The sequence below is a fragment of the Idiomarina loihiensis genome (assembly GCF_024584785.1).
In the GTDB taxonomy this organism is placed as follows: Bacteria; Pseudomonadota; Gammaproteobacteria; order Enterobacterales; family Alteromonadaceae; genus Pseudidiomarina; species Pseudidiomarina fusca.
Map to the genome: position 1 here is coordinate 2,660,269 of NZ_CP074112.1, position 17,265 is coordinate 2,677,533.

A 17,265-nucleotide genomic window follows, 5' to 3' on the forward strand; every position below is an offset into this window, starting at 1 on the left:
TGCCATGAATAAAATTTTTAATGAAGATTGTATCGAGGGCATGACTAAGCTGGACGACTGTTCTGTTGACTTAATCATCGCAGACCCACCTTACAATTTGAACAAGAATTTTGGTCAGTGGGATGAGGCTAAGAATAAAGATAACTGGCTTCCATGGTCAAAACTGTGGCTAGACCAATGCAAAAGAGTACTAAAACCTGATGGTAATATTTTTGTTTATGGGATACACCATCATCTCTGCTGGCTGCAATGCTACATGTATGAACTTGAGTTAAAATATCGGCGGCAAATCATTTGGTATTATGAAAATGGGTTTTCTGGTTACAAGAACACTCTACAGGCACATTACGAACCGCTACTTTGGTTTTCAAAGTCTGATGAGTATACCTACAACCAAATTCGCGAACCCTACAAAAGCGCTGATAGGCTTAGGCATAAGGTGACTAAAAACGGTAAGGTTTGGACACCACACCCTGATGGACGATTGGCGGGTGACGTATGGCAATTTCCTACTTTGGCGGGGCGCAGATTTAAAGATGAAAAGGTTGCTCACCCAACTCAAAAACCGCTTTCGATTTCTCGAAGAATAGTGGAGCACTTTTCTGATGAAGGCGACACCGTATTGGTTCCTTTCGTGGGAAGCGGCTCGGAGTGTGTAGCGGCAAAGGAGCTCGGTAGAGAGTATATCGGCTTCGAGTTAAACCCGGATTACATAAAAATTGCAAAAACGCGGTTGGATAACGCTCAAAGCCAAAGAGAACTTGTATAAACTCTCACTTTTCAGGTTCGAGGAGATCACAGGGAGAAGGCAGGTTAATTGCTCGACCTAACATATTCTCGACGGCTCCCCTAGCTGACATATTGTTGTGGTCCAAGAAGAAATCTTCTAGGGGAATTTTTCTTTCGTTCCAGACTGCAACGAGAACAGCGGCTAACGGGACAACCGCAATCCTTAGGCCAGTGACCTCGTAAATGTCATGCAATAACTCCCAGAATTCAGTTCTTCTATTGGGCATAGAGGGAACGACAATCATTCCGATGACATTGTGTTTACTGATATCGTATCGCGAACAGAATACAGCAACATCATCGAGAATATCTCTCGGAGCATCTAGGTTTGTAGCCTTTTCTATTTCACATAAGACGTACTTCTTCTTATATATCCCTATCGCATCCATCCTCAGGTTCACATCCCCTTGCCTGCTTAACACATTCTCAATTCCACTGATTTGCATAGCTTTGGATACAAGGTTATTCAGTGTTCTGTAAGGAGATTCAGATCGCTCTATCCGCGAAAAAATAGTTTGAAAGAGCTCCTTGTTCTCGTTGATGTATTGGTTGTTTTCATTATGGGAAGCCTGGTCTGCTAGGCTATATTTGGTATCTGATGTTTCAATTGAATTATCATTGTAGGTAATTGAGATACCAGTCTCGTTCAAGCTAATCGCCTGCACAGGACAACGTGCAATACACATTCCGCACGATATACACGAATCTTTATCGATTTCGAGATGTCCATGCTCATTCGGGGCAATGGCATCGGTTGGACAAAGTTTAATCTTTTGAGAGCTGATTAAATCATCGAAAATTCCAGTAGGTACTGGGATTTTCATACAGTATGTTTCTTCACAATTGACACAAGAAATTGGAAGTTCCTCTTGTGTATTGAATGTTAAGACCCTTATTCCGTGAGATAAGGTTGTGACAGACGAAACATCTTCTTGAATTTTGAACCTATAAAGCTTCAAGTTAACTGAACGTTGATAAAAAAGTCTAGTCATTGATTATTCCCGTTTTCCTTGATAGTTCGTCGAAGCCAAGCTTATGATTATTTCTTAAACACTTAATGGCAATTTTCAAAAGGTAGTCGATACCAATTACCGCAACATCAATTTCAAAAACTTTCTTGAAGTCAGCTATCAACTGAGTTACTTCCGCGCGGTTAGCTGGAAGATTAAATCCGACAGCTAAAGAAGAGGAATGTCTCTTATTTTTTATGGACTTTCGTGATTGAAGTATTATCTTATTCTCTACGGCTTGCCTTATTGCTTTCACCGATATGTTCAGTTCTTCAGTTGGAGACTTGATCTCTATAGGAAGAGAATCGTCATGTGCCTTAATTACAGCATCCCACCTTCTTGAATTGACGCCGTGAGGTGATATCTCACAATTTAAGCCGAGTACCGAAAATATATCGCCGATAAGGGGGTAAAACTTGTCTTTACTGTAAATAGAGTACTTAGATTTCAACTTGGATATTATTTCCGATTCGCTATAGGCTTCTAAAAGAGGCTCAATATCTTTGACAAACTTGTTTTCTACATACTTCTCACTTACCGTATATTCAGCTTCATTTAAAGCTAAGTAAGCAGCGTCGTAGCTTTTTTTTTCGTAAGTAATCGACGGGGAATAAATGGATTCCCTCTTTGATACGGGTGGTTGCGTTTGAAAAATCTCTCTCAATTCATCCGGTGCTAAAGCCTGATATGGAGAGAATAGAATATTTTTCCCGACCACTTCCTTGGTTATTTGCTCCCATTTAGACTTCTCTTGCTGAATGTCTGTGATGTCGAAACCAGCGATTTCTAATAGCTCGTAAAATGCAGATTTAGCGATTGGATGTTTGCTATCGCTAGGTAAAATTTTATAGTCTGCCAACCGAAAGTCTGTTTTTGAGTTCAAGGCCTCTATGATTTCTTTTCCGGTTTCCGTTATTCGGTAAGTGTGTGTAGGTTTTTGGTAAAACTTTTGTAACTACCCCGTAAAATAATACAGCTCGCTCGTAGAATTTCTTTTAAACTAAAGCAAAGGAGTTTTACGATGAGCAAACGCATGACTGAAAGCCAAATTGTGGCGATTTTAAAAGAAGCCGAAGCCGGGATGCCGGTGAAAGATATTTGCCGTAAGTACGGCATCGGTAATTCAACGTTTTACAAATGGCGCGAAAAATACGGTGGTATGGAAGCGTCTGATGTGCGCCGCTTAAAAGAACTGGAAGAAGAAAACCGCCGGCTTAAGCAGATGTATGCTGAGCTGAGCCTCAAGTCACAAATGCAAGAAGACATAATAAAAAAGCTCTAGCACCTGTGGCAGAACGGAAAATCTGGGCACGCGAGTTGCAGGTGCAGTATAACGCGAGCGTTGTAAAGTGCTGTGATGTAGTTGGCATTAGCCGTACCGCTTACTATTACGAGCCAAAATTGAACGATGATGACGAAATCATTGATGCCTTGAATGCTTTAATCGACAAGCACCATCGGTGGGGGTTCCCGAAGTGCTTTAAACGCCTTCGAAAGCTAGGCCATCGATGGAACCACAAGCGTGTTTATCGCGTTTATACTGAGCTAAAACTGAACCTGCGACGCAAAGGCAAAAAGCGATTACCCAACCGCAACCCAGAGCCATTGGCTGCACCGAATGCATTGGGTAAGTCCTGGTCAATGGACTTTATGAGTGACAGCTTGCACAACAAAGTCAGGTTTCGCACATTTAATGTCATTGATGACTTTAATCGCGAAGTTTTAGGTATCGATATTGCGACCAGCATGCCGTCGTTGCGCGTCATACGCTATCTTGACCAACTTGCTGAGTGGCATGGTTACCCTGAGAAAATTCGGGTTGATAATGGCAGCGAATTCACCTCGGAAGTGTTTGTAAATTGGGCAAAAGCACATGACATTATGATTGATTACATTAAACCTGGTTGCCCATACCAGAACGCCTACATTGAACGATTTAACCGAACTTATCGCGATGATGTACTCGATTGCTACATCTTCAACAACCTGAACGAAGTGAAGCAAATAACCGAAGATTGGATTGAGCTATACAACAACGAACGACCGCACGATTCACTCAATGACATGACGCCATTTGAGTACCGAAATGCGGCATAAATACTCTACGAGATGACTGTGTTAGAAATGGGGTATTTACACTTTTTATCTCTGCATGGTTGCGCCCAGTTAAGCCATTTTAATGCCCCTAAGGGAAATCGTGTATAGTTTTCAGCCGTAGCTTTCTTAATTCCTCTACTCTTTAATGCTTCACTAAGCGCTTTTTTGAAATCGTTTGGTTTTTGTCTAAATCCTCGAATTAGCTCGACTTTGTTCTTCCATTCAATTTTGTCACGGTCGTGCAACATGGATAGAGGGCCCAAAATCATTTCATCTCGAGAGAGGACACCATCTAACTCATTCATGAATTTGATTATTGATGCAAAAGGCCTAATTGAGTAGTCACCGGAAACTTCAATTAATTCATTGGGGAACTCTATTCCTAAGAAGCACATTTCGACAAGTGGCTTTTCGTCAACCGCGGAAGCAACATGATCGCCCAGCTGTGTAAACGTAAAGTTCAGAGCACTACCATGGCTTTGCATCCATCCTAAAAAGCGATATATCTCAGCAAACATCTTGCACTGGTTGTAAGACTTGTCTCTTGATAAATCTTTATTTGAGCCTTTTAAAAGGGCCCGAATACCAGTTGCACCTGATGAGCTTATCAAGCCATTTGAGACCAGTATTTCCTGCATATCGAATAGGCCAAATGCCTCATCGCGATCAATATTCTCGTATAACACATTAAAGCAATTTATTATGGTATCGACGGCTGACGATGGATTTGGAAACCTATGCATAGCTAATCCTTTGGTTGGTCTTGTTGTTCCTACAAATATATTGGCATAGTTGATTTGGCCACCAGCTTAGTACGATCATAATAGCAGCATAGCAAAATTAAGTAACAAGAGTTTATTGTTGAATTATTTGATATTCTAAATTTCATCGTCATCGACGAAGTGGTGGTTAAAGTGGTGGGTAATTAGTTTTTTTAAGAGAGTTTTATTTTTAAGCACATGAAAGGTAAAATAAATTTAATTTAGATCTATAATAAGATCCAAAACATCGAGTAACCTGGCGTTTATTCCGCAAGGTAAGCCGGGTGGCGCATTGCAGATGCAGCTTGCTTGCAAACGCAGTTTTGGACGCAAGTAGTCAGTGACAATATTGTGAGTACTTATGGACGAATTTCTGATTGGCTCCTTTAAACATGCTTGGCCATATTATCTGTTAGCGTTTGCGGTGGCCGAATTACTTCTTTTCTTAAAGCAAAGGAAAGGGTTATTTTCAGAGATTATTGTGGCTTTTGTTATCTGTATTGCGCTGACCATTCTGGCGCAATATCAAAGTCACAGTTCTTGGGCGGCCGAAAGTAGACCTGTATTGCTCGCCTTGGCTAATTTCTTGAGCATACTTATGCCACTAATTATCTTTGTTGCGGCAAACCAATTTTTGGTCAAAATTCGGCACGCTGTTCAGCAACATGCCACGCTTTTAGTTGTGACCTTCATAACAATGTTTGTTTGGCCCTTAGGAGCTTTGTACGTTACGTGCGCCACTGGGTTAGATTGTTTATGAAAAGCACTCATAGCAAGGCGACCAAGCGGACGTGTGAACTCGTAATTAAACTAGGATGTGTTGATTCGTAAGTTAAATAATAAATCTGTAAGCGCAGTATCTTAACTGTAAGTCTGATCGTTTATTTGTAATTAAAAAATCTAAAATGTAATAACTTTTCTGGTAAACTAGCTGTCATATACGTATACATAAACGTTGACTAAAGATAAGACCTTTTTGGCAAGAAATAAAGGACTGCTATGAAACCAGTTGGATATGCTTACCTCAACCTGCATTACGATTTACGTCTACCGAAGCTCGGGGTGGAGGTTTATCAGGATCCAAATGTGGAAAAGGAACAGTTGATCCAATATGGTGGTAGCAAGCGCAAGGTCATTCCTGGCCACCTGAAGTACGATGATAACCCTTACTCGCAGATGCATGCGGCAATAAAAAACCAAGGCATCAGACTGCATTTCTTTGCAGCAATTTATAAAAAAATTAATGTGACTGAATTTACTGCGTTTATTTTAGATAAACCGACAAGTCAATATAACCGAGTGCTCTGGTTTCTTTACGAATGGCTAACTGGGCAAAAGCTTGATATCCCGGACTTAAAGTCGTCGAATTATATAAAGTTATTTGAGGACGAGTTCTACTACACCCTGAGAAATGGGCAGAAAGATAAAAGAACACGGGTTATTAATAACGCGCTAGGTACACCTGACTTTTGTCCGACGATCCGAAAAACAACTGAGATAAGTCAGCTTGGTGAGGCTGACGTTTATAAAACTGCATTTGCGAGAATGCAGCGCATCGGAGAGCAGCTATCAGTTGACGTGATTGGGCGATCAGTGAATTACCTTTATACAAAAGAAACAAAATCATCGACGGAGATAGAAAGAGAAAAGCCAAATCGACAGCGCATGCAAAGATTCCTGAATGCGATAAAAAATGTTGGCTTGTATGAGTTGAACAAGCATTCGCTCATCAAGGTTCAGAACCAAATTGTGGATGAGAAATTTAAAGCGGTCGATTACCGTGAATCGGAAATTTATGTCGGTACAACGATTCAAAGATTTGGGAATCGAGATGAAGATGTTCATTACGTTGGTGCTAAACAAGAGCACGTAGCAAGTATGATGAATGGTCTAATCAAGCTACATGAAAACTTGATGATCGATGGCTCAGTTCCCCCATTATTCCACGCAACGTTGATCTCATTCGGTGAAGTTTATATTCACCCATTTGACGATGGAAATGGTCGCATTCATCGCTATCTGATTCATGACGTCATGAAGCATCGAGAACCAGAGCATAAGTTTATTATTCCGATATCTGCTGCGATCTTAAAAAACCAACAAAAATACGATCAGGTTCTTGAAACCATTTCGGTACCAATAATGGCGATGTTGGATTACGAATTCGACAATTCCAATAGAATCGTAATCAATAATGATATTGATTACATGTATCGCTTTCCGGACTACACCGAGCATGTAAAGTTTGTATATGAGATGATGGATACAGCCATCTCCGATGATCTACTAAAAGAAGTATGCTTACTTACCGTGTTCGACTGTTTGAAAAAATTTATCAACGAAAATGCGGACTTGCCGAACAATAAAATCGATATGGTTTTGTCGATTATTATTCAAAACGGTGGTGAAGTTTCGAAGCGCAAACGTGAGCAATTAGAAGCTCTATTAGAAGGCCAGATTCTCAATGAACTAGAGGGGCTGGCGACCCGCCTAATCGAAGAAATTAAGGATAAATTTGAAATTGATGTTGTTGCGGTGATGAACGAAGAGATTTAAGTGCAAATAAACAGCACAGCAAGTCTTTGAACCGCCTCAATGAATTATACGCGTCGGTTCTCATGTTAGCGTAGCGGTTTGCTTGGCAGTATCTAACACCAATTTTTCTGGCAGCATGGCTTTAGCCGCTAAGTGTGACAGCTCATCGAGCGTAAAATCACTGAATTTCTTGCTACGACTCACCTTCATCGCTGATCCCTTGGCTGCTTCGAATGATTGACTTGATGGCAGGAATGGACTTTTTAGGCGCAACCAGTAGCTCTAGGTCGAGAACACGGGCAAGTGCAATCAAACTGGACATTCTTAAATCAACGCCGCCAGACTCGATTTTCGAAATATGACTTTGCGGCACCCCCGAACGCGCGCTTAACTCTCTTTGGCTAAACCCCTTGCGTACCCGAGCTTCTCGAAGACTTTCTAGTATCTGCTCTGTTACATAGCTCATTTCGATATGCCTTAATGCATCAATTAGGAATAATTATATACAAAAACACATCACCGTAATCCCACAAACACAAGATTGAATAGCTCGCTTACAAAATACCACACCCAGCTTTAAGCTAAATCAACCTATTTACTGTTTGGCTTCTCGATTGAAATCCAACGCTGGTAGGCCTTGCCATCGCTTGAAAAGCTTGTTTTACTTTCATTGAAAAAGCGCTGCATTTTCCTGTTTGCGCTGATCCAATGTCTTAGCAATCGCAGACATTGTTGTTTTACTGATCCCTTGCTGCTGTGCCAGATACGTAAATTGGCTGATGGCTTCTGCGACTTCTTCAATGACTTGCCTTGCATCATTCCAATTCGCAAAGCCAGCACTGGTAGCAAGTTTTTGCATCACCTTAAGCGGTGGCGCTTTGCCATAACCTCCGAACGCAGTGGCGTGTTCGTTGAATGGATGTGGGCTGTAGGTAACATCGTAAAAAGGTGCAGGATTCCATTGACCGTCATCCGCTTGCAAAAACGCCCAGTTTTTACTGTGGTCGTCTTGGTTAGACGACAGCAGGTTAAAAACGGCACGGCGAAATTGCAGTTGTCCAGCAGCGGGGGATTTACACAACTGACGGCTGGCTTTGATCAAGTCAATATAATCTAAACTTGGTGTTCGAAAGTCTGCATCCAGCAGCCCGCAAGCGCTGTGCATATGTAGGCGACCTGAACTGCGATTACCGCTTAAACTGGCCTGTTCAGTGACATAATCAAAACGCTTAAGCGCCAACCAAGCAGACGCACCGCTTGTAGGTGGTGCTTCAATGAGTTGCCATTGCGGCGGTTGACACTTAGCAACTTCTGCCATTTGTAAATAAACCGCCTCACACAAACCTTCTTCATGGCCAAGTGCGAGATTTTTAGAGGTAAACTTAATCAGCCAAGCCTCATCTCCAGGCTGAGCGAAGGTTCGACAATGCTGAGTTTCCCCAGCAGGCATATAAATTTGTGCCTTAGGTCTTGCCCCACCCGAACTACCTCCGGCGACTAATGCGGCCAATACCTGTTGCGTATGCCCATCTAACTCATCGTGATTGTCGTCTATATAATCTGACATTGAAGCATCGAACAGCGTTTGCGCTGCTAAGCCTAACGTCGCTAAATCAATATCCGCGTGCGTGGTGGCCGAAAACTCAGACACCGGAGAAAAAGACAATGCTCCCATGCCTTTATCACCGGCAAAGGCTAACCTATCCATCGCCGTTAATTGATTAGGCAGGATGCCCTTTTGCCGGAAAATACGATCTTGTAACAGCATGCCCCAGCCATCGGGTAAACAATCTCCAAATACGCCATGTACACCTTGGTGCGGCGCTTTAGGAGCGACTTGAACTTGCGCGTTCGCATGCAAGGTAAAAGGTGATAAGTTGCCAAACTGCTGCAAATAGCTGTCTGCATACTGGAAAAAAACGCCTTGCCGATTCTGCGCCAAGACCCCTACTGCAACCTGCTCACCTGAACTTAAGGTGCGAGTCACGGCGAGTTTTTGAATGGGTTTAAAACTCATCTTTTAGCACCTCATCAATACTAGAGGGCATAGTGACCCGTTCTTTGCTAGGTTGTGTGAGTTGATAGAGCCTCTCTAGCGAGTCGAGGGTCTGCCATAGCAACAGCAATTGGCGAAATGAAATTTGCCCGGTCAGCTCAAATTTCTTAATGGTGGCCGCAGGTACACAGCTTCGCTCAGCAAGCGCCGCTCGTGACAGCTTTGCCTGCTTTCGTAACTCACGTAAATAAGCCGCATAGGCTTGGCTTACATCGGTATCATCAAGTAAGGTAAATTTCATCCGCAACGCCCATTGGATACAGTCACATCCATTATAGCTTAATAAAACCGGAAGTGGATATTATTGTATCCATAAAATAGGTATAACGACGCCCGAAACGACTTCAATGCACATAAGGCACACGCAAAATTTGCCGTAGTTAACGTGGGGGGGGCGCCTCCGAGGAGTCTAAATCCATTTCAGTTAATCTTTGGCTGTTACCAACGCTAATCGGCTGATACAAAAGTGCGGATCCAGACATCAACCGTCACGTTTATGTGTGCGAGCGCAGCGGCGCGGGCGCGGCCTTCGCTGCTGGCGCGATACAGATGCGGTGTCATGGTGAGCAGCTGCTGAATGTGTTCCGGCTGGGTAAGGCTAATTGTAAACGTCAGGCGCTGTTGGTCAGTCAATTGCCAGGTATCGGCAGGCACAGGCAGTTGTTCGGGTTTGCTATGTACCTGTGGATAAATGATCTGTTTGAGTTCTAGCAAATGATGATTCGCGGGGTCGACCATGATTAAGCGGCCGTTTGGTTTCAGCACTCGGCGAAACTCGTGCGCCACCGGAAAGCCAAACACGCAGAGTAGGGTGTCGAGGCTGGCGGTTGGCAATGGAATATGATTGTTTGAAGCCACTAGCCACGTAACGCGAGGCGCTTGCTTGGCTGCTGCTTGAACCGCCCATTTGGAGATATCTAAAGCCGCGCATATGAGCTGTTGCTGGCGCTGTTCGGCTTGGGCCAACAACTCACGTAAGTAATACCCTTCACCGCAGCCGGCATCTAGTAGCGTCTGTGGCTCACCCCCCTGATCTAGCGCCACTTCGGCGAGCTTTGCCGCCAATGGCTGATAGTAGCCAGCGCGCAGAAACTCAGCCCGAGCCTGTACCATGGCTTTGCTGTCGCCAGGGTCTTTCGAGCGCTTATTCTGCACCGGCAACAAATTCACATAGCCCTGCTTAGCCACATCAAAAGTATGACCGCGGGCGCATCGCCAAGAAGGACTTGCGGACCCAGCTCCGGAGCTGGGTCCGCAAGTTCCTCCAAGCAGCAGTGGCTGCTGGCACAGGGGGCAGCTTAGGGTTTGCAATGGGCTACATGAATGTGAGGTTGAGGACATAAGACGGTCGGGGCTCGTTAGCGGTAACTCAATAAGGGCTATTAGAACCAATCCGGCTTGCAGAAACAAGTCGATACACTCTTATCCTACGGCTAAGTTGAGCAATCTGCCGTTAACCACTATGCTGAATTCACAAAACAATAAAAACGAGATGACCATGCAGACTCACAATCAAACTCATAATTCTAATCAGTTACAAGTCAAACTCTATGAAGCATTAGTGCTGTTAGCACTTCACGATGAGAAGGGCACTACCGAGGGCTGGTACATTGAGTACACCGTTGCTGCGGCAGTATTGGCTGAGCTGTTAATGATGAATCGCGTGAAAGTAAATGCTGATAACAAGAATAAGCTTGAGGTGATTGATGCCGCTCCCACGGGTGATTTAGTGATGGATGAAGTGCTGCATAAAATCGCTACCAAGAAACGTCCTGATACCATGCAGAACTGGGTGATGGCCATTGGCCATATTCCCAAATTGAAGCATAAAGTAGCCGAGCAATTGGTGGTTGATGGCATCATCAAAAGCGAAGAAAAGAAGGTATTGTGGGTGTTTACCCAGAAAGTTTACCCAGAAGTGAACCCCGAGCCAGAACGTCATTTACGCCATGAGATGCGCCGTTTGATTCTCGATAAACCACTAGAAATTGATGCGAAAGTAGCGATTTTAGTGGCTCTTGCTAAAAGTGCGTACTTACTTAAAGAAGTCTTCAGTAAGGATGAACTCAAAACCCATAAAGAGCGCATCGATAAAATTGCAAAGGGCGAAGAGCTAGGTCAGATCACCAGCGAGGTGGTGGATGCAGTGCAAGCAGCCGTGATGGTGGCGGTGATGTTGCCAGCCATGATGGCCGCAACAACCGCGGCCACAAGTTCATCCAGTTCCAGCGGGTGTTAACCCGTCGGGGCGGAGCATGGTAGTTTAGATAAGAACCGATATAAAAGTGCTGACCGTTATTGGGCGGTCATAATGCCGGTGTTCGCCGCGGATGGTTCAGTAAAATACATCATGAATCAACCGTCGGATATTACGCAGTTGGTGCAGCTTCGAGATAGAAACTTTTCCTCGTTACTAGGTGTAGATGTGATCGGTAAACCCCTTATCGATGCCATTCCGAAAGTAGAAGAGCAGGGAATCGTGGCACTGCTTGACGGAGATGAGTTTTTACTGATTCTTGAGAATGCCGACCGTGAGCAGGCCCAAGTGATAGCTCAGCGCGTCAGCCACGCTATTGCTGATATTGCGTTTTATTGGGATGGTAACCGTTACAGCATTACCGCAAGTATCGGTATTTCTCGCTTTGGTACCAGTGTAGGTAAACGCTTTAACGATGGCCTTAGCCGCTTAGTAGATACCGATGGCACGGTCGTTCCGCCGGGTGCATTCATTATGGGCAGGGCTATGGCATTCATCGGCCCGCGCCGCTTTAAACCTAACATTAACCAACATTGAACGCCGGTTGTTTCAACAGCTGTTCTGCACGGCTAATACCTAAGCGCTTGGCCACCTGTTGCCACGCGCCAACAGCGGTTAGAACGTCATCGTAAATGGCTTGAGCTTGGGTACGCTCAAGTCGGAAAAAATCAATCACTTCAAATGCCAAGTTGTAATCGAGTGCATTTGAGGTGTCAGTAATGTTTAAATGTAACCCAGTTTTGCCAACTATCGGGTTCAAATCGTATGCTGGTGATAATTTCCAGCCTTTTTCGGTTAACAAAAAGCCGTGATTCCGTAAATGATCATCGGTGTTTGAAATGGCGATATTAAATACAATTCGACGCCATAGTTGTGCAAGGTCAGCTTCAGTTTGTGAGCCGTTGTTAGTTAAGAACTCAGCTAATTCTAAATAGCTCGCCCCTTCAGATTGCTCACCATCGTAATATTGCAATTGCGTCATGGCAGACGTGAAATGAAGCCTATCTGCGCCCACGCGATCAAAGCGTTTGGTTAAAAACGTATGATGATGCGATGAGTATTTCTCAATTTTGCACGGGAACATGTCTACGCCGGCGCTCAGGGCTAACTCGTAACAAAGCAGCTCCCAGGCAGCTACATCATGGTCGTCATTTGAGTTGGGAAATTTGGCAATCCATAAATGATTATGTTCGTCACGAACACAGGCTTTAGGCCGTGCGCCGCCTAACGATGACCCCGGGGCTATAAGCATTTTCAGCCATCGGTAATAGTCATCGCTATCAATATTTTCGTCATGCTCAAGCTGCAAAGCTGCGTATTCAAGCTCACGCAGCGAGGTTACTGGTGGCGCAGCGAAATCTGCGTGGTCATCTAAAAATGCATCAGATTCTGATGTTTTAAATCGTAAACCACCCATACGGTATGAGTCGTGAACACCTAGTAAATAATCGATCTCAGTCATTCGGTCGGTAGCACGCAGGCCTTTTCTAAACTCAATAGCTGCGCGACGCTGCATCAAAATACGGCCCCACCTGTCGGGTGACGAGTCAAAAAACGCACGAAAATTATGGTTTGCGTCGTCATTAAAAAACTCGCCGCTATGCAAGCTCAACTGCGGATCAATTTGCAAACAGTACGGTGACGTTAGAAACGCGCGATCATAAGCAAAACTAAATATACCGCCCCGGCTGGTGTCAGAAAATCGTAGCTCGCCAACGCGAAGTGGCGATTGAATGGGTAACCACGAGGCATACACGTCCACATTGCGACGGCTCATTGTGAACCCTCAAGTAACTTAATGTTTTGTAACTTAATGCCTACTTCATCGTGCGCGGCCAATTTGGCGAAGTTGTCTTCCATGCCAAGTACGGCCATAACTTTTAGGTATGAGCCTATAGCCACACCGGGGTCTCCGGCAAAAATTTTATTCACAGTTTTATAATCAAACCCGGTTCTGTCGCATATAAGTTTTTTGGTAAATCCGCGGCGTTTCGTCGCCAACAATAAATCCTCGCCGAATATTGCTAATATTCGTCGTTGTTTGGGAAATAAAACTTTGTGTAAGTCGCGCTTTGCCATAAATACCTAGGACTATTATCCTGTTTTCTGTGTATTAAGTGGAATATAGTCCTATAATTGTAGCTATTCAAGTCGAAATCTCGTAATTTATTTGGATATTATTCCTAATGTTAGGTTGAAAATTGGAATATAGTCCTATTTTAGGTGGGTAAACCATGTGTGGAAGACTTAATGTAGTCAGTGATCCGTTATGCCAGCTAGTAACCGAGCAGCTGGGCTTTAAGTTTGACACGCCAACCAATCATGATCTGCGGCCAACGCAAATGGTGGCTGCAATTACCACGCCCATCAACCACAATGGCTTGCAGCAACTGAATACCCAGTGGGGAATACAGCCGCAGTGGGCGAAACGCATTATTATTAACGCCCAAGCCGAAAGCGTGGCAATCAAGCCGACGTTTAAGCGCTCATTCAAAGAGTTTCGGTGTGTGGTACCGTGCAGCGGTTGGTATGAGTGGCAGCAAGAAGAGGGGCAACCCCGAAAAACCAAATACCTATTTGCTGAAGCCCATAACCAGCCACTTTACATGGCTGGCATTTACTTTCCGCACCTAGAGCATCAAGCACAGCTCGTTACCCTAACCACCGCTCCCACCGAGCAATGCGCACAATACCATCACCGCATGCCGCTGCTTATTCGCCCCAGCGAAGTAGAATTTTGGCTAAATAGCGAGGCCGAAGCGCTGGCACCGCTGTTGCAGGCGCCGGCGGATATTGAGTTGGTTATTTCTACTTAGCTTTTGTGTGCCATCAACGAAAGCTCAAAGCCGCAAGCTTGTGCATATTTCACTAACGTGGCCCAACTCGGGTTGGTATTACCCCGCTCAAGCCTGCTGATATTGCTTTTACTTGTGTGCATTCTCTTGGCTAATTGCTCCTGGGTAAGGCCTGCCTGCGCACGCATGTTTAACAGCTGATGTATAAGATTGAACTCATCTTCAAGATTGTCGTACTCGGCTTTTACTTCTGGGTTTTTAAGAGCCTGTTTTTTTAGCTGTTCTAAGTTCATGATGTTTTTACCTCCGCTAGCCTTTTACGAGCAATCTCAATTTCATTTTGCGGTATTTTCTGTGTTTTCTTTACAAATACGCTAAGTACGCAGATCCGTTCTCCATCTAAGTAGCAGAACAGCCCTCGAGCAATACCCTCTTGAGCCTTAGCTCGTAATTCGAATAGTCCATTGCCTATGGATTTTGTATGCGGCGGGCCTAAGTTAGGACCGTGCGTTTCCATAAGCTCTAAAAGCCGAATCATTCTCGCCTGAATTTTAGGCGGAAGACTTAATAAACCTTCTTCCACACCGCTATAAAACGTGATCGTCCATGACATATAAACAACCTCCTTGTTATCATTTATGATAACCTCGATAGTTAAAATTGTCTAATTTATAAGCTTGTAGGACATGTCATTTGATGTGGGTGGGAAATAGCAATAAATGAATATAAGGATTGATAACTTAGCAATTTCGCCGTAAACCCTCGCCCAATCGGGCGGGGATATAAGGCGATTGAGGCGAAGCCTCAACTTCTTCCTTGACAAGCAAAGCCATATCAGGAGAATACTGGTTATTTATACAGTGGTATAATTTAAATGTTAAGGGCGACAAAAGTACGCATTTACCCAACCCAAGACCAGGCTGAGTTTTTAATAGCTCAGTTTGGCGCTGTGCGTTTCGCGTACAACAAGGCTCTGCATTTAAAGTCTCATATGTATCGCAAGCACAGGGTTACGCTGAACCCCAAAAAAGACATAAAACCGCTGCTTGCAGTTGCTAAGAAATCACGAAAATACCACTGGTTGAAACAATATGATTCAATCGCCTTACAGCAGGCGGTTATCAATCTGCATCAAGCCTTTGACAACTTCTTCAACCCGAAGTTAAAAGCCAAATTTCCGCAATTTAAACGCAAGCACGGCAAACAGTCGAGCTATCACTGTGTGGGTGTAAAAGTGCTGGATGGGGCTGTTAAGTTGCCCAAGATGCAGCCTGTAAAGGCAAATATCCATCGTGAAATTTCGGGAGCAGTTAAAAGCATTACAGTGAGCCTGAGTAAAACTGGCAAATTCTACGCCTCTATCCTTGTGGATGATGGAGTTAAAGCGCCTGCATTACTTCACACTATAAGCAAGGTTACAGGTGTTGATTTGGGGCTGTCTCACTTCACCATCGAATCAAACGGCAGAAAGACTGCCAACCCTCGATTTGTAAAACGCGCTGAGAAAAATCTCAGACGTAAGCAGCGTCAGTTGTCTCGTAAGGCTAAAGGGAGCGCCAACCGAGCAAAGGCTCGTTTGTTGGTTGCTAAATGCCACGAAAAAGCAGCAAACGCTCGTGCCGACTTTCAACACAAACTCTCTCGAACTCTCGTTGACGAAAACCAAGCGGTGATAGTTGAGACATTGAAATCGGCCAATATGATGAAAAACCGTAAACTGGCAAAACACATAGCCGATGCCTCATGGTATAGCTTTGTCAACAAACTGGAGTACAAACTGAAAGAGCAAGGCAAATACCTAGTCAAGCTCGACCAGTGGTACGCCAGCTCTAAGACTTGCCATTGTTGCGGTCATAAAATGGAAGTAATGCCCTTATCGGTTCGCTCATGGGATTGTCCCTCATGCGGAACGATGGGTATAGATCGCGACTTAAATGCCGCCTTCAATATCCGTGATAAAGGCATTCTGGAATTAAAGGCGGCTGGACGGTCGTCTCTGCTTATGGAAGCTGCGTAAGCCTCGATACTATCGAGCAACGGCTAATGAAGTAAGAAGCATCGCCCGATAGGGCGGTGAGAAGTCACCCCGCAATCCACTTGTTACTTAGCCGCAACAGCCAAGTGGGGGTTAGCTTGCTTGCAAACATCATGAGTTTGGTTTGTAGACCTACCGGCCAATGCACGCGGTTACCTCGATAATGCGCCATGCGCCATACGGTCAGTGCAATATCGGCCGGTGTTAGGCGTACGCCCAAGCGCCGAATACTCTTTGCATTCATATCGGTGACCATGTTGGTTTGCACGAACAGGGGCATCACATCCATCACTTGAATACCGGCATGTTCCCACTCTATGCTTAGCGCTTCGGTCAGCCCGCGTACGGCAAACTTGCTGGTTGAATAAACCGCCAACGAAGGCTGGCCATAAATGGCACTGGCCGAACTCATGTTGATCACCCGCGAGCCTTTAGCCAAATACGGCCGCGCCAAATAGCAGCCGGCTACCACACCCTGTACATTTATCTGAATAAGCCGTTGCTGAGCCTCTAAACTCTGCTCCGCTAGCGGGCCAGAAACCAGAATGCCAGCATTGTTAAAAAGCACCGTCAGGTTGCCGCCAGTATGCTCGGTAAATTCAGCCAAAGCCGCTCGCCAGCTATCGTTATTCGTCACATCTAACTGGCCCGTTATCAATAACTTGCTACACCCCATCGCCGTGGCGGCGTTAGCTAAGCTCTCTAATCCTTGCGCATCGATATCAAAAGCGCCCACCTGCCAGCCACCAATTAAAAACCGCAGCGCCGTGGCTTTGCCAATACCGGCCGCCGCGCCGGTGATGAAAATAGAAGGTTGGTGCATCGTTAATATTCCAGTCGAATAGGTAAGCCTTAATGTAACACTATATTGCCACAACAACACATCAGGTCTACACTAATGATAATAAAAGTTACTATTAGTGTGAACGA

At 44.6% G+C, this 17,265-nt stretch carries 21 protein-coding genes; 8 read left to right on the forward strand and 13 right to left on the reverse strand.

The features are described from left to right. Window positions 1-4 precede the first annotated feature (4 nt). The gene (locus KGF88_RS12750; RefSeq protein ID WP_153826231.1) at window positions 5-769 is read left to right on the forward strand and encodes a DNA-methyltransferase; all 765 of its coding nucleotides are present in this window, start codon (window positions 5-7) and stop codon (window positions 767-769) included. 4 nt (window positions 770-773) lie between these two features. On the opposite strand, the gene KGF88_RS12755 is transcribed toward KGF88_RS12750, so the two are convergent. Continuing rightward, entirely contained in the window at window positions 774-1,781 is a 1,008-nt protein-coding gene (locus KGF88_RS12755) for a 4Fe-4S binding protein (protein ID WP_153826230.1), read from the reverse strand. Further along, entirely contained in the window at window positions 1,774-2,658 is an 885-nt protein-coding gene (locus tag KGF88_RS12760) for a hypothetical protein (RefSeq protein WP_153826229.1), read from the reverse strand. Before KGF88_RS12760 ends, KGF88_RS12755 begins: the two co-directional genes overlap by 8 nt. Window positions 2,659-2,820: 162 nt before the next feature. On the opposite strand from KGF88_RS12760, the gene KGF88_RS12765 reads away from it, so the two are divergent. Then, window positions 2,821-3,896 (forward strand): IS3 family transposase gene (locus KGF88_RS12765; protein WP_425365160.1). Its coding sequence is split into 2 segments (ribosomal slippage): window positions 2,821-3,070 and window positions 3,070-3,896, totalling 1,077 coding nucleotides; the frame shifts between segments, so codons are not numbered across the junction. A 5-nt stretch (window positions 3,897-3,901) separates the two neighbouring features. On the opposite strand, the gene KGF88_RS12770 is transcribed toward KGF88_RS12765, so the two are convergent. After that, window positions 3,902-4,639 carry a hypothetical protein gene (locus tag KGF88_RS12770; protein ID WP_153827315.1) on the reverse strand — a complete coding sequence of 246 codons (738 nt, stop codon included), beginning with the start codon at window positions 4,637-4,639 and terminating at the stop codon, window positions 3,902-3,904. A gap of 379 nt (window positions 4,640-5,018) precedes the next feature. On the opposite strand from KGF88_RS12770, the gene KGF88_RS12775 reads away from it, so the two are divergent. Further along, on the forward strand, window positions 5,019-5,417 hold the full coding sequence (locus tag KGF88_RS12775; RefSeq protein WP_153827316.1) for a hypothetical protein: 399 nt from the start codon (window positions 5,019-5,021) through the stop codon (window positions 5,415-5,417). 239 nt (window positions 5,418-5,656) lie between these two features. Beyond that, window positions 5,657-7,213, forward strand: coding sequence for a Fic family protein (locus KGF88_RS12780; RefSeq protein ID WP_162014641.1), 1,557 nt, complete (start codon window positions 5,657-5,659; stop codon window positions 7,211-7,213). A 60-nt stretch (window positions 7,214-7,273) separates the two neighbouring features. Here KGF88_RS12780 and KGF88_RS12785 read toward each other — a convergent pair whose 3' ends face one another. From KGF88_RS12785 to KGF88_RS12805, 5 genes are all read right to left on the reverse strand, one after another. Continuing rightward, a complete protein-coding gene (locus KGF88_RS12785) occupies window positions 7,274-7,402 on the reverse strand; it encodes a hypothetical protein (protein WP_257119939.1) in 129 nt (42 codons plus the stop codon). Beyond that, the gene (locus tag KGF88_RS12790) at window positions 7,386-7,658 is read right to left on the reverse strand and encodes a helix-turn-helix domain-containing protein (protein WP_153827319.1); all 273 of its coding nucleotides are present in this window, start codon (window positions 7,656-7,658) and stop codon (window positions 7,386-7,388) included. The genes KGF88_RS12785 and KGF88_RS12790 overlap by 17 nt, the downstream gene beginning before the upstream one ends. 201 nt (window positions 7,659-7,859) lie before the next feature. Next, window positions 7,860-9,209 carry a type II toxin-antitoxin system HipA family toxin gene (locus KGF88_RS12795; protein WP_153827320.1) on the reverse strand — a complete coding sequence of 450 codons (1,350 nt, stop codon included), beginning with the start codon at window positions 9,207-9,209 and terminating at the stop codon, window positions 7,860-7,862. Beyond that, a complete protein-coding gene (locus tag KGF88_RS12800; protein WP_075274496.1) occupies window positions 9,199-9,489 on the reverse strand; it encodes a helix-turn-helix domain-containing protein in 291 nt (96 codons plus the stop codon). Before KGF88_RS12800 ends, KGF88_RS12795 begins: the two co-directional genes overlap by 11 nt. A 206-nt stretch (window positions 9,490-9,695) precedes the next feature. Next, window positions 9,696-10,589 carry a putative RNA methyltransferase gene (locus KGF88_RS12805; RefSeq protein ID WP_153827321.1) on the reverse strand — a complete coding sequence of 298 codons (894 nt, stop codon included), beginning with the start codon at window positions 10,587-10,589 and terminating at the stop codon, window positions 9,696-9,698. Window positions 10,590-10,746: 157 nt separating this feature from the next. Between KGF88_RS12805 and KGF88_RS12810 the strand changes: the two genes are divergently transcribed. Beyond that, a complete protein-coding gene (locus KGF88_RS12810) occupies window positions 10,747-11,487 on the forward strand; it encodes a GOLPH3/VPS74 family protein (protein ID WP_153827322.1) in 741 nt (246 codons plus the stop codon). A gap of 72 nt (window positions 11,488-11,559) precedes the next feature. Beyond that, entirely contained in the window at window positions 11,560-12,042 is a 483-nt protein-coding gene (locus KGF88_RS12815) for a GGDEF domain-containing protein (RefSeq protein ID WP_153827323.1), read from the forward strand. Here KGF88_RS12815 and KGF88_RS12820 read toward each other — a convergent pair. Together KGF88_RS12820 and KGF88_RS12825 are read right to left on the reverse strand one after the other, a co-directional pair. Next, on the reverse strand, window positions 12,029-13,282 hold the full coding sequence (locus tag KGF88_RS12820) for a type II toxin-antitoxin system HipA family toxin (protein ID WP_153827324.1): 1,254 nt from the start codon (window positions 13,280-13,282) through the stop codon (window positions 12,029-12,031). The genes KGF88_RS12815 and KGF88_RS12820 overlap by 14 nt on opposite strands. Continuing rightward, complete coding sequence (locus tag KGF88_RS12825; protein ID WP_110075600.1) at window positions 13,279-13,584, reverse strand: transcriptional regulator; 306 nt, start codon at window positions 13,582-13,584, stop codon at window positions 13,279-13,281. The genes KGF88_RS12820 and KGF88_RS12825 overlap by 4 nt, the downstream gene beginning before the upstream one ends. A 155-nt stretch (window positions 13,585-13,739) precedes the next feature. Here KGF88_RS12825 and KGF88_RS12830 point away from each other — a divergent pair, with 155 nt between their 5' ends. Then, a complete protein-coding gene (locus KGF88_RS12830) occupies window positions 13,740-14,321 on the forward strand; it encodes an SOS response-associated peptidase (protein WP_153827325.1) in 582 nt (193 codons plus the stop codon). On the opposite strand, the gene KGF88_RS12835 is transcribed toward KGF88_RS12830, so the two are convergent. Both KGF88_RS12835 and KGF88_RS12840 read right to left on the reverse strand, forming a co-directional pair. Next, entirely contained in the window at window positions 14,318-14,593 is a 276-nt protein-coding gene (locus KGF88_RS12835; RefSeq protein WP_110075591.1) for a helix-turn-helix domain-containing protein, read from the reverse strand. The genes KGF88_RS12830 and KGF88_RS12835 overlap by 4 nt on opposite strands. Further along, window positions 14,590-14,913, reverse strand: a complete 324-nt coding sequence (locus KGF88_RS12840; RefSeq protein ID WP_153827326.1) for a type II toxin-antitoxin system RelE/ParE family toxin — start codon at window positions 14,911-14,913, stop codon at window positions 14,590-14,592. Before KGF88_RS12840 ends, KGF88_RS12835 begins: the two co-directional genes overlap by 4 nt. A 261-nt stretch (window positions 14,914-15,174) precedes the next feature. On the opposite strand from KGF88_RS12840, the gene KGF88_RS12845 reads away from it, so the two are divergent. Next, a complete protein-coding gene (locus tag KGF88_RS12845) occupies window positions 15,175-16,317 on the forward strand; it encodes an RNA-guided endonuclease TnpB family protein (protein ID WP_110077114.1) in 1,143 nt (380 codons plus the stop codon). Window positions 16,318-16,381: 64 nt separating this feature from the next. On the opposite strand, the gene KGF88_RS12850 is transcribed toward KGF88_RS12845, so the two are convergent. Further along, the gene (locus KGF88_RS12850; RefSeq protein WP_153827300.1) at window positions 16,382-17,158 is read right to left on the reverse strand and encodes an SDR family oxidoreductase; all 777 of its coding nucleotides are present in this window, start codon (window positions 17,156-17,158) and stop codon (window positions 16,382-16,384) included. Between the last annotated feature and the right edge of the window lie 107 nt (window positions 17,159-17,265).

Coding starts and splice junctions, on each gene's coding strand:
- KGF88_RS12840 (WP_153827326.1), bottom strand. CDS start 14,913: ATGTCATGGACGATCACGTTTTATAGCGGTGTGGAAGAAGGTTTATTA.
- KGF88_RS12775 (WP_153827316.1), top strand. CDS start 5,019: ATGGACGAATTTCTGATTGGCTCCTTTAAACATGCTTGGCCATATTAT.
- KGF88_RS12830 (WP_153827325.1), top strand. CDS start 13,740: ATGTGTGGAAGACTTAATGTAGTCAGTGATCCGTTATGCCAGCTAGTA.
- KGF88_RS12845 (WP_110077114.1), top strand. CDS start 15,175: ATGTTAAGGGCGACAAAAGTACGCATTTACCCAACCCAAGACCAGGCT.
- KGF88_RS12790 (WP_153827319.1), bottom strand. CDS start 7,658: ATGAGCTATGTAACAGAGCAGATACTAGAAAGTCTTCGAGAAGCTCGG.
- KGF88_RS12770 (WP_153827315.1), bottom strand. CDS start 4,639: ATGCATAGGTTTCCAAATCCATCGTCAGCCGTCGATACCATAATAAAT.
- KGF88_RS12815 (WP_153827323.1), top strand. CDS start 11,560: ATGCCGGTGTTCGCCGCGGATGGTTCAGTAAAATACATCATGAATCAA.
- KGF88_RS12820 (WP_153827324.1), bottom strand. CDS start 13,282: ATGAGCCGTCGCAATGTGGACGTGTATGCCTCGTGGTTACCCATTCAA.
- KGF88_RS12825 (WP_110075600.1), bottom strand. CDS start 13,584: ATGGCAAAGCGCGACTTACACAAAGTTTTATTTCCCAAACAACGACGA.
- KGF88_RS12785 (WP_257119939.1), bottom strand. CDS start 7,402: ATGAAGGTGAGTCGTAGCAAGAAATTCAGTGATTTTACGCTCGATGAG.
- KGF88_RS12800 (WP_075274496.1), bottom strand. CDS start 9,489: ATGAAATTTACCTTACTTGATGATACCGATGTAAGCCAAGCCTATGCG.
- KGF88_RS12850 (WP_153827300.1), bottom strand. CDS start 17,158: ATGCACCAACCTTCTATTTTCATCACCGGCGCGGCGGCCGGTATTGGC.
- KGF88_RS12805 (WP_153827321.1), bottom strand. CDS start 10,589: ATGTCCTCAACCTCACATTCATGTAGCCCATTGCAAACCCTAAGCTGC.
- KGF88_RS12750 (WP_153826231.1), top strand. CDS start 5: ATGAATAAAATTTTTAATGAAGATTGTATCGAGGGCATGACTAAGCTG.
- KGF88_RS12795 (WP_153827320.1), bottom strand. CDS start 9,209: ATGAGTTTTAAACCCATTCAAAAACTCGCCGTGACTCGCACCTTAAGT.
- KGF88_RS12835 (WP_110075591.1), bottom strand. CDS start 14,593: ATGAACTTAGAACAGCTAAAAAAACAGGCTCTTAAAAACCCAGAAGTA.
- KGF88_RS12755 (WP_153826230.1), bottom strand. CDS start 1,781: ATGACTAGACTTTTTTATCAACGTTCAGTTAACTTGAAGCTTTATAGG.
- KGF88_RS12810 (WP_153827322.1), top strand. CDS start 10,747: ATGCAGACTCACAATCAAACTCATAATTCTAATCAGTTACAAGTCAAA.
- KGF88_RS12780 (WP_162014641.1), top strand. CDS start 5,657: ATGAAACCAGTTGGATATGCTTACCTCAACCTGCATTACGATTTACGT.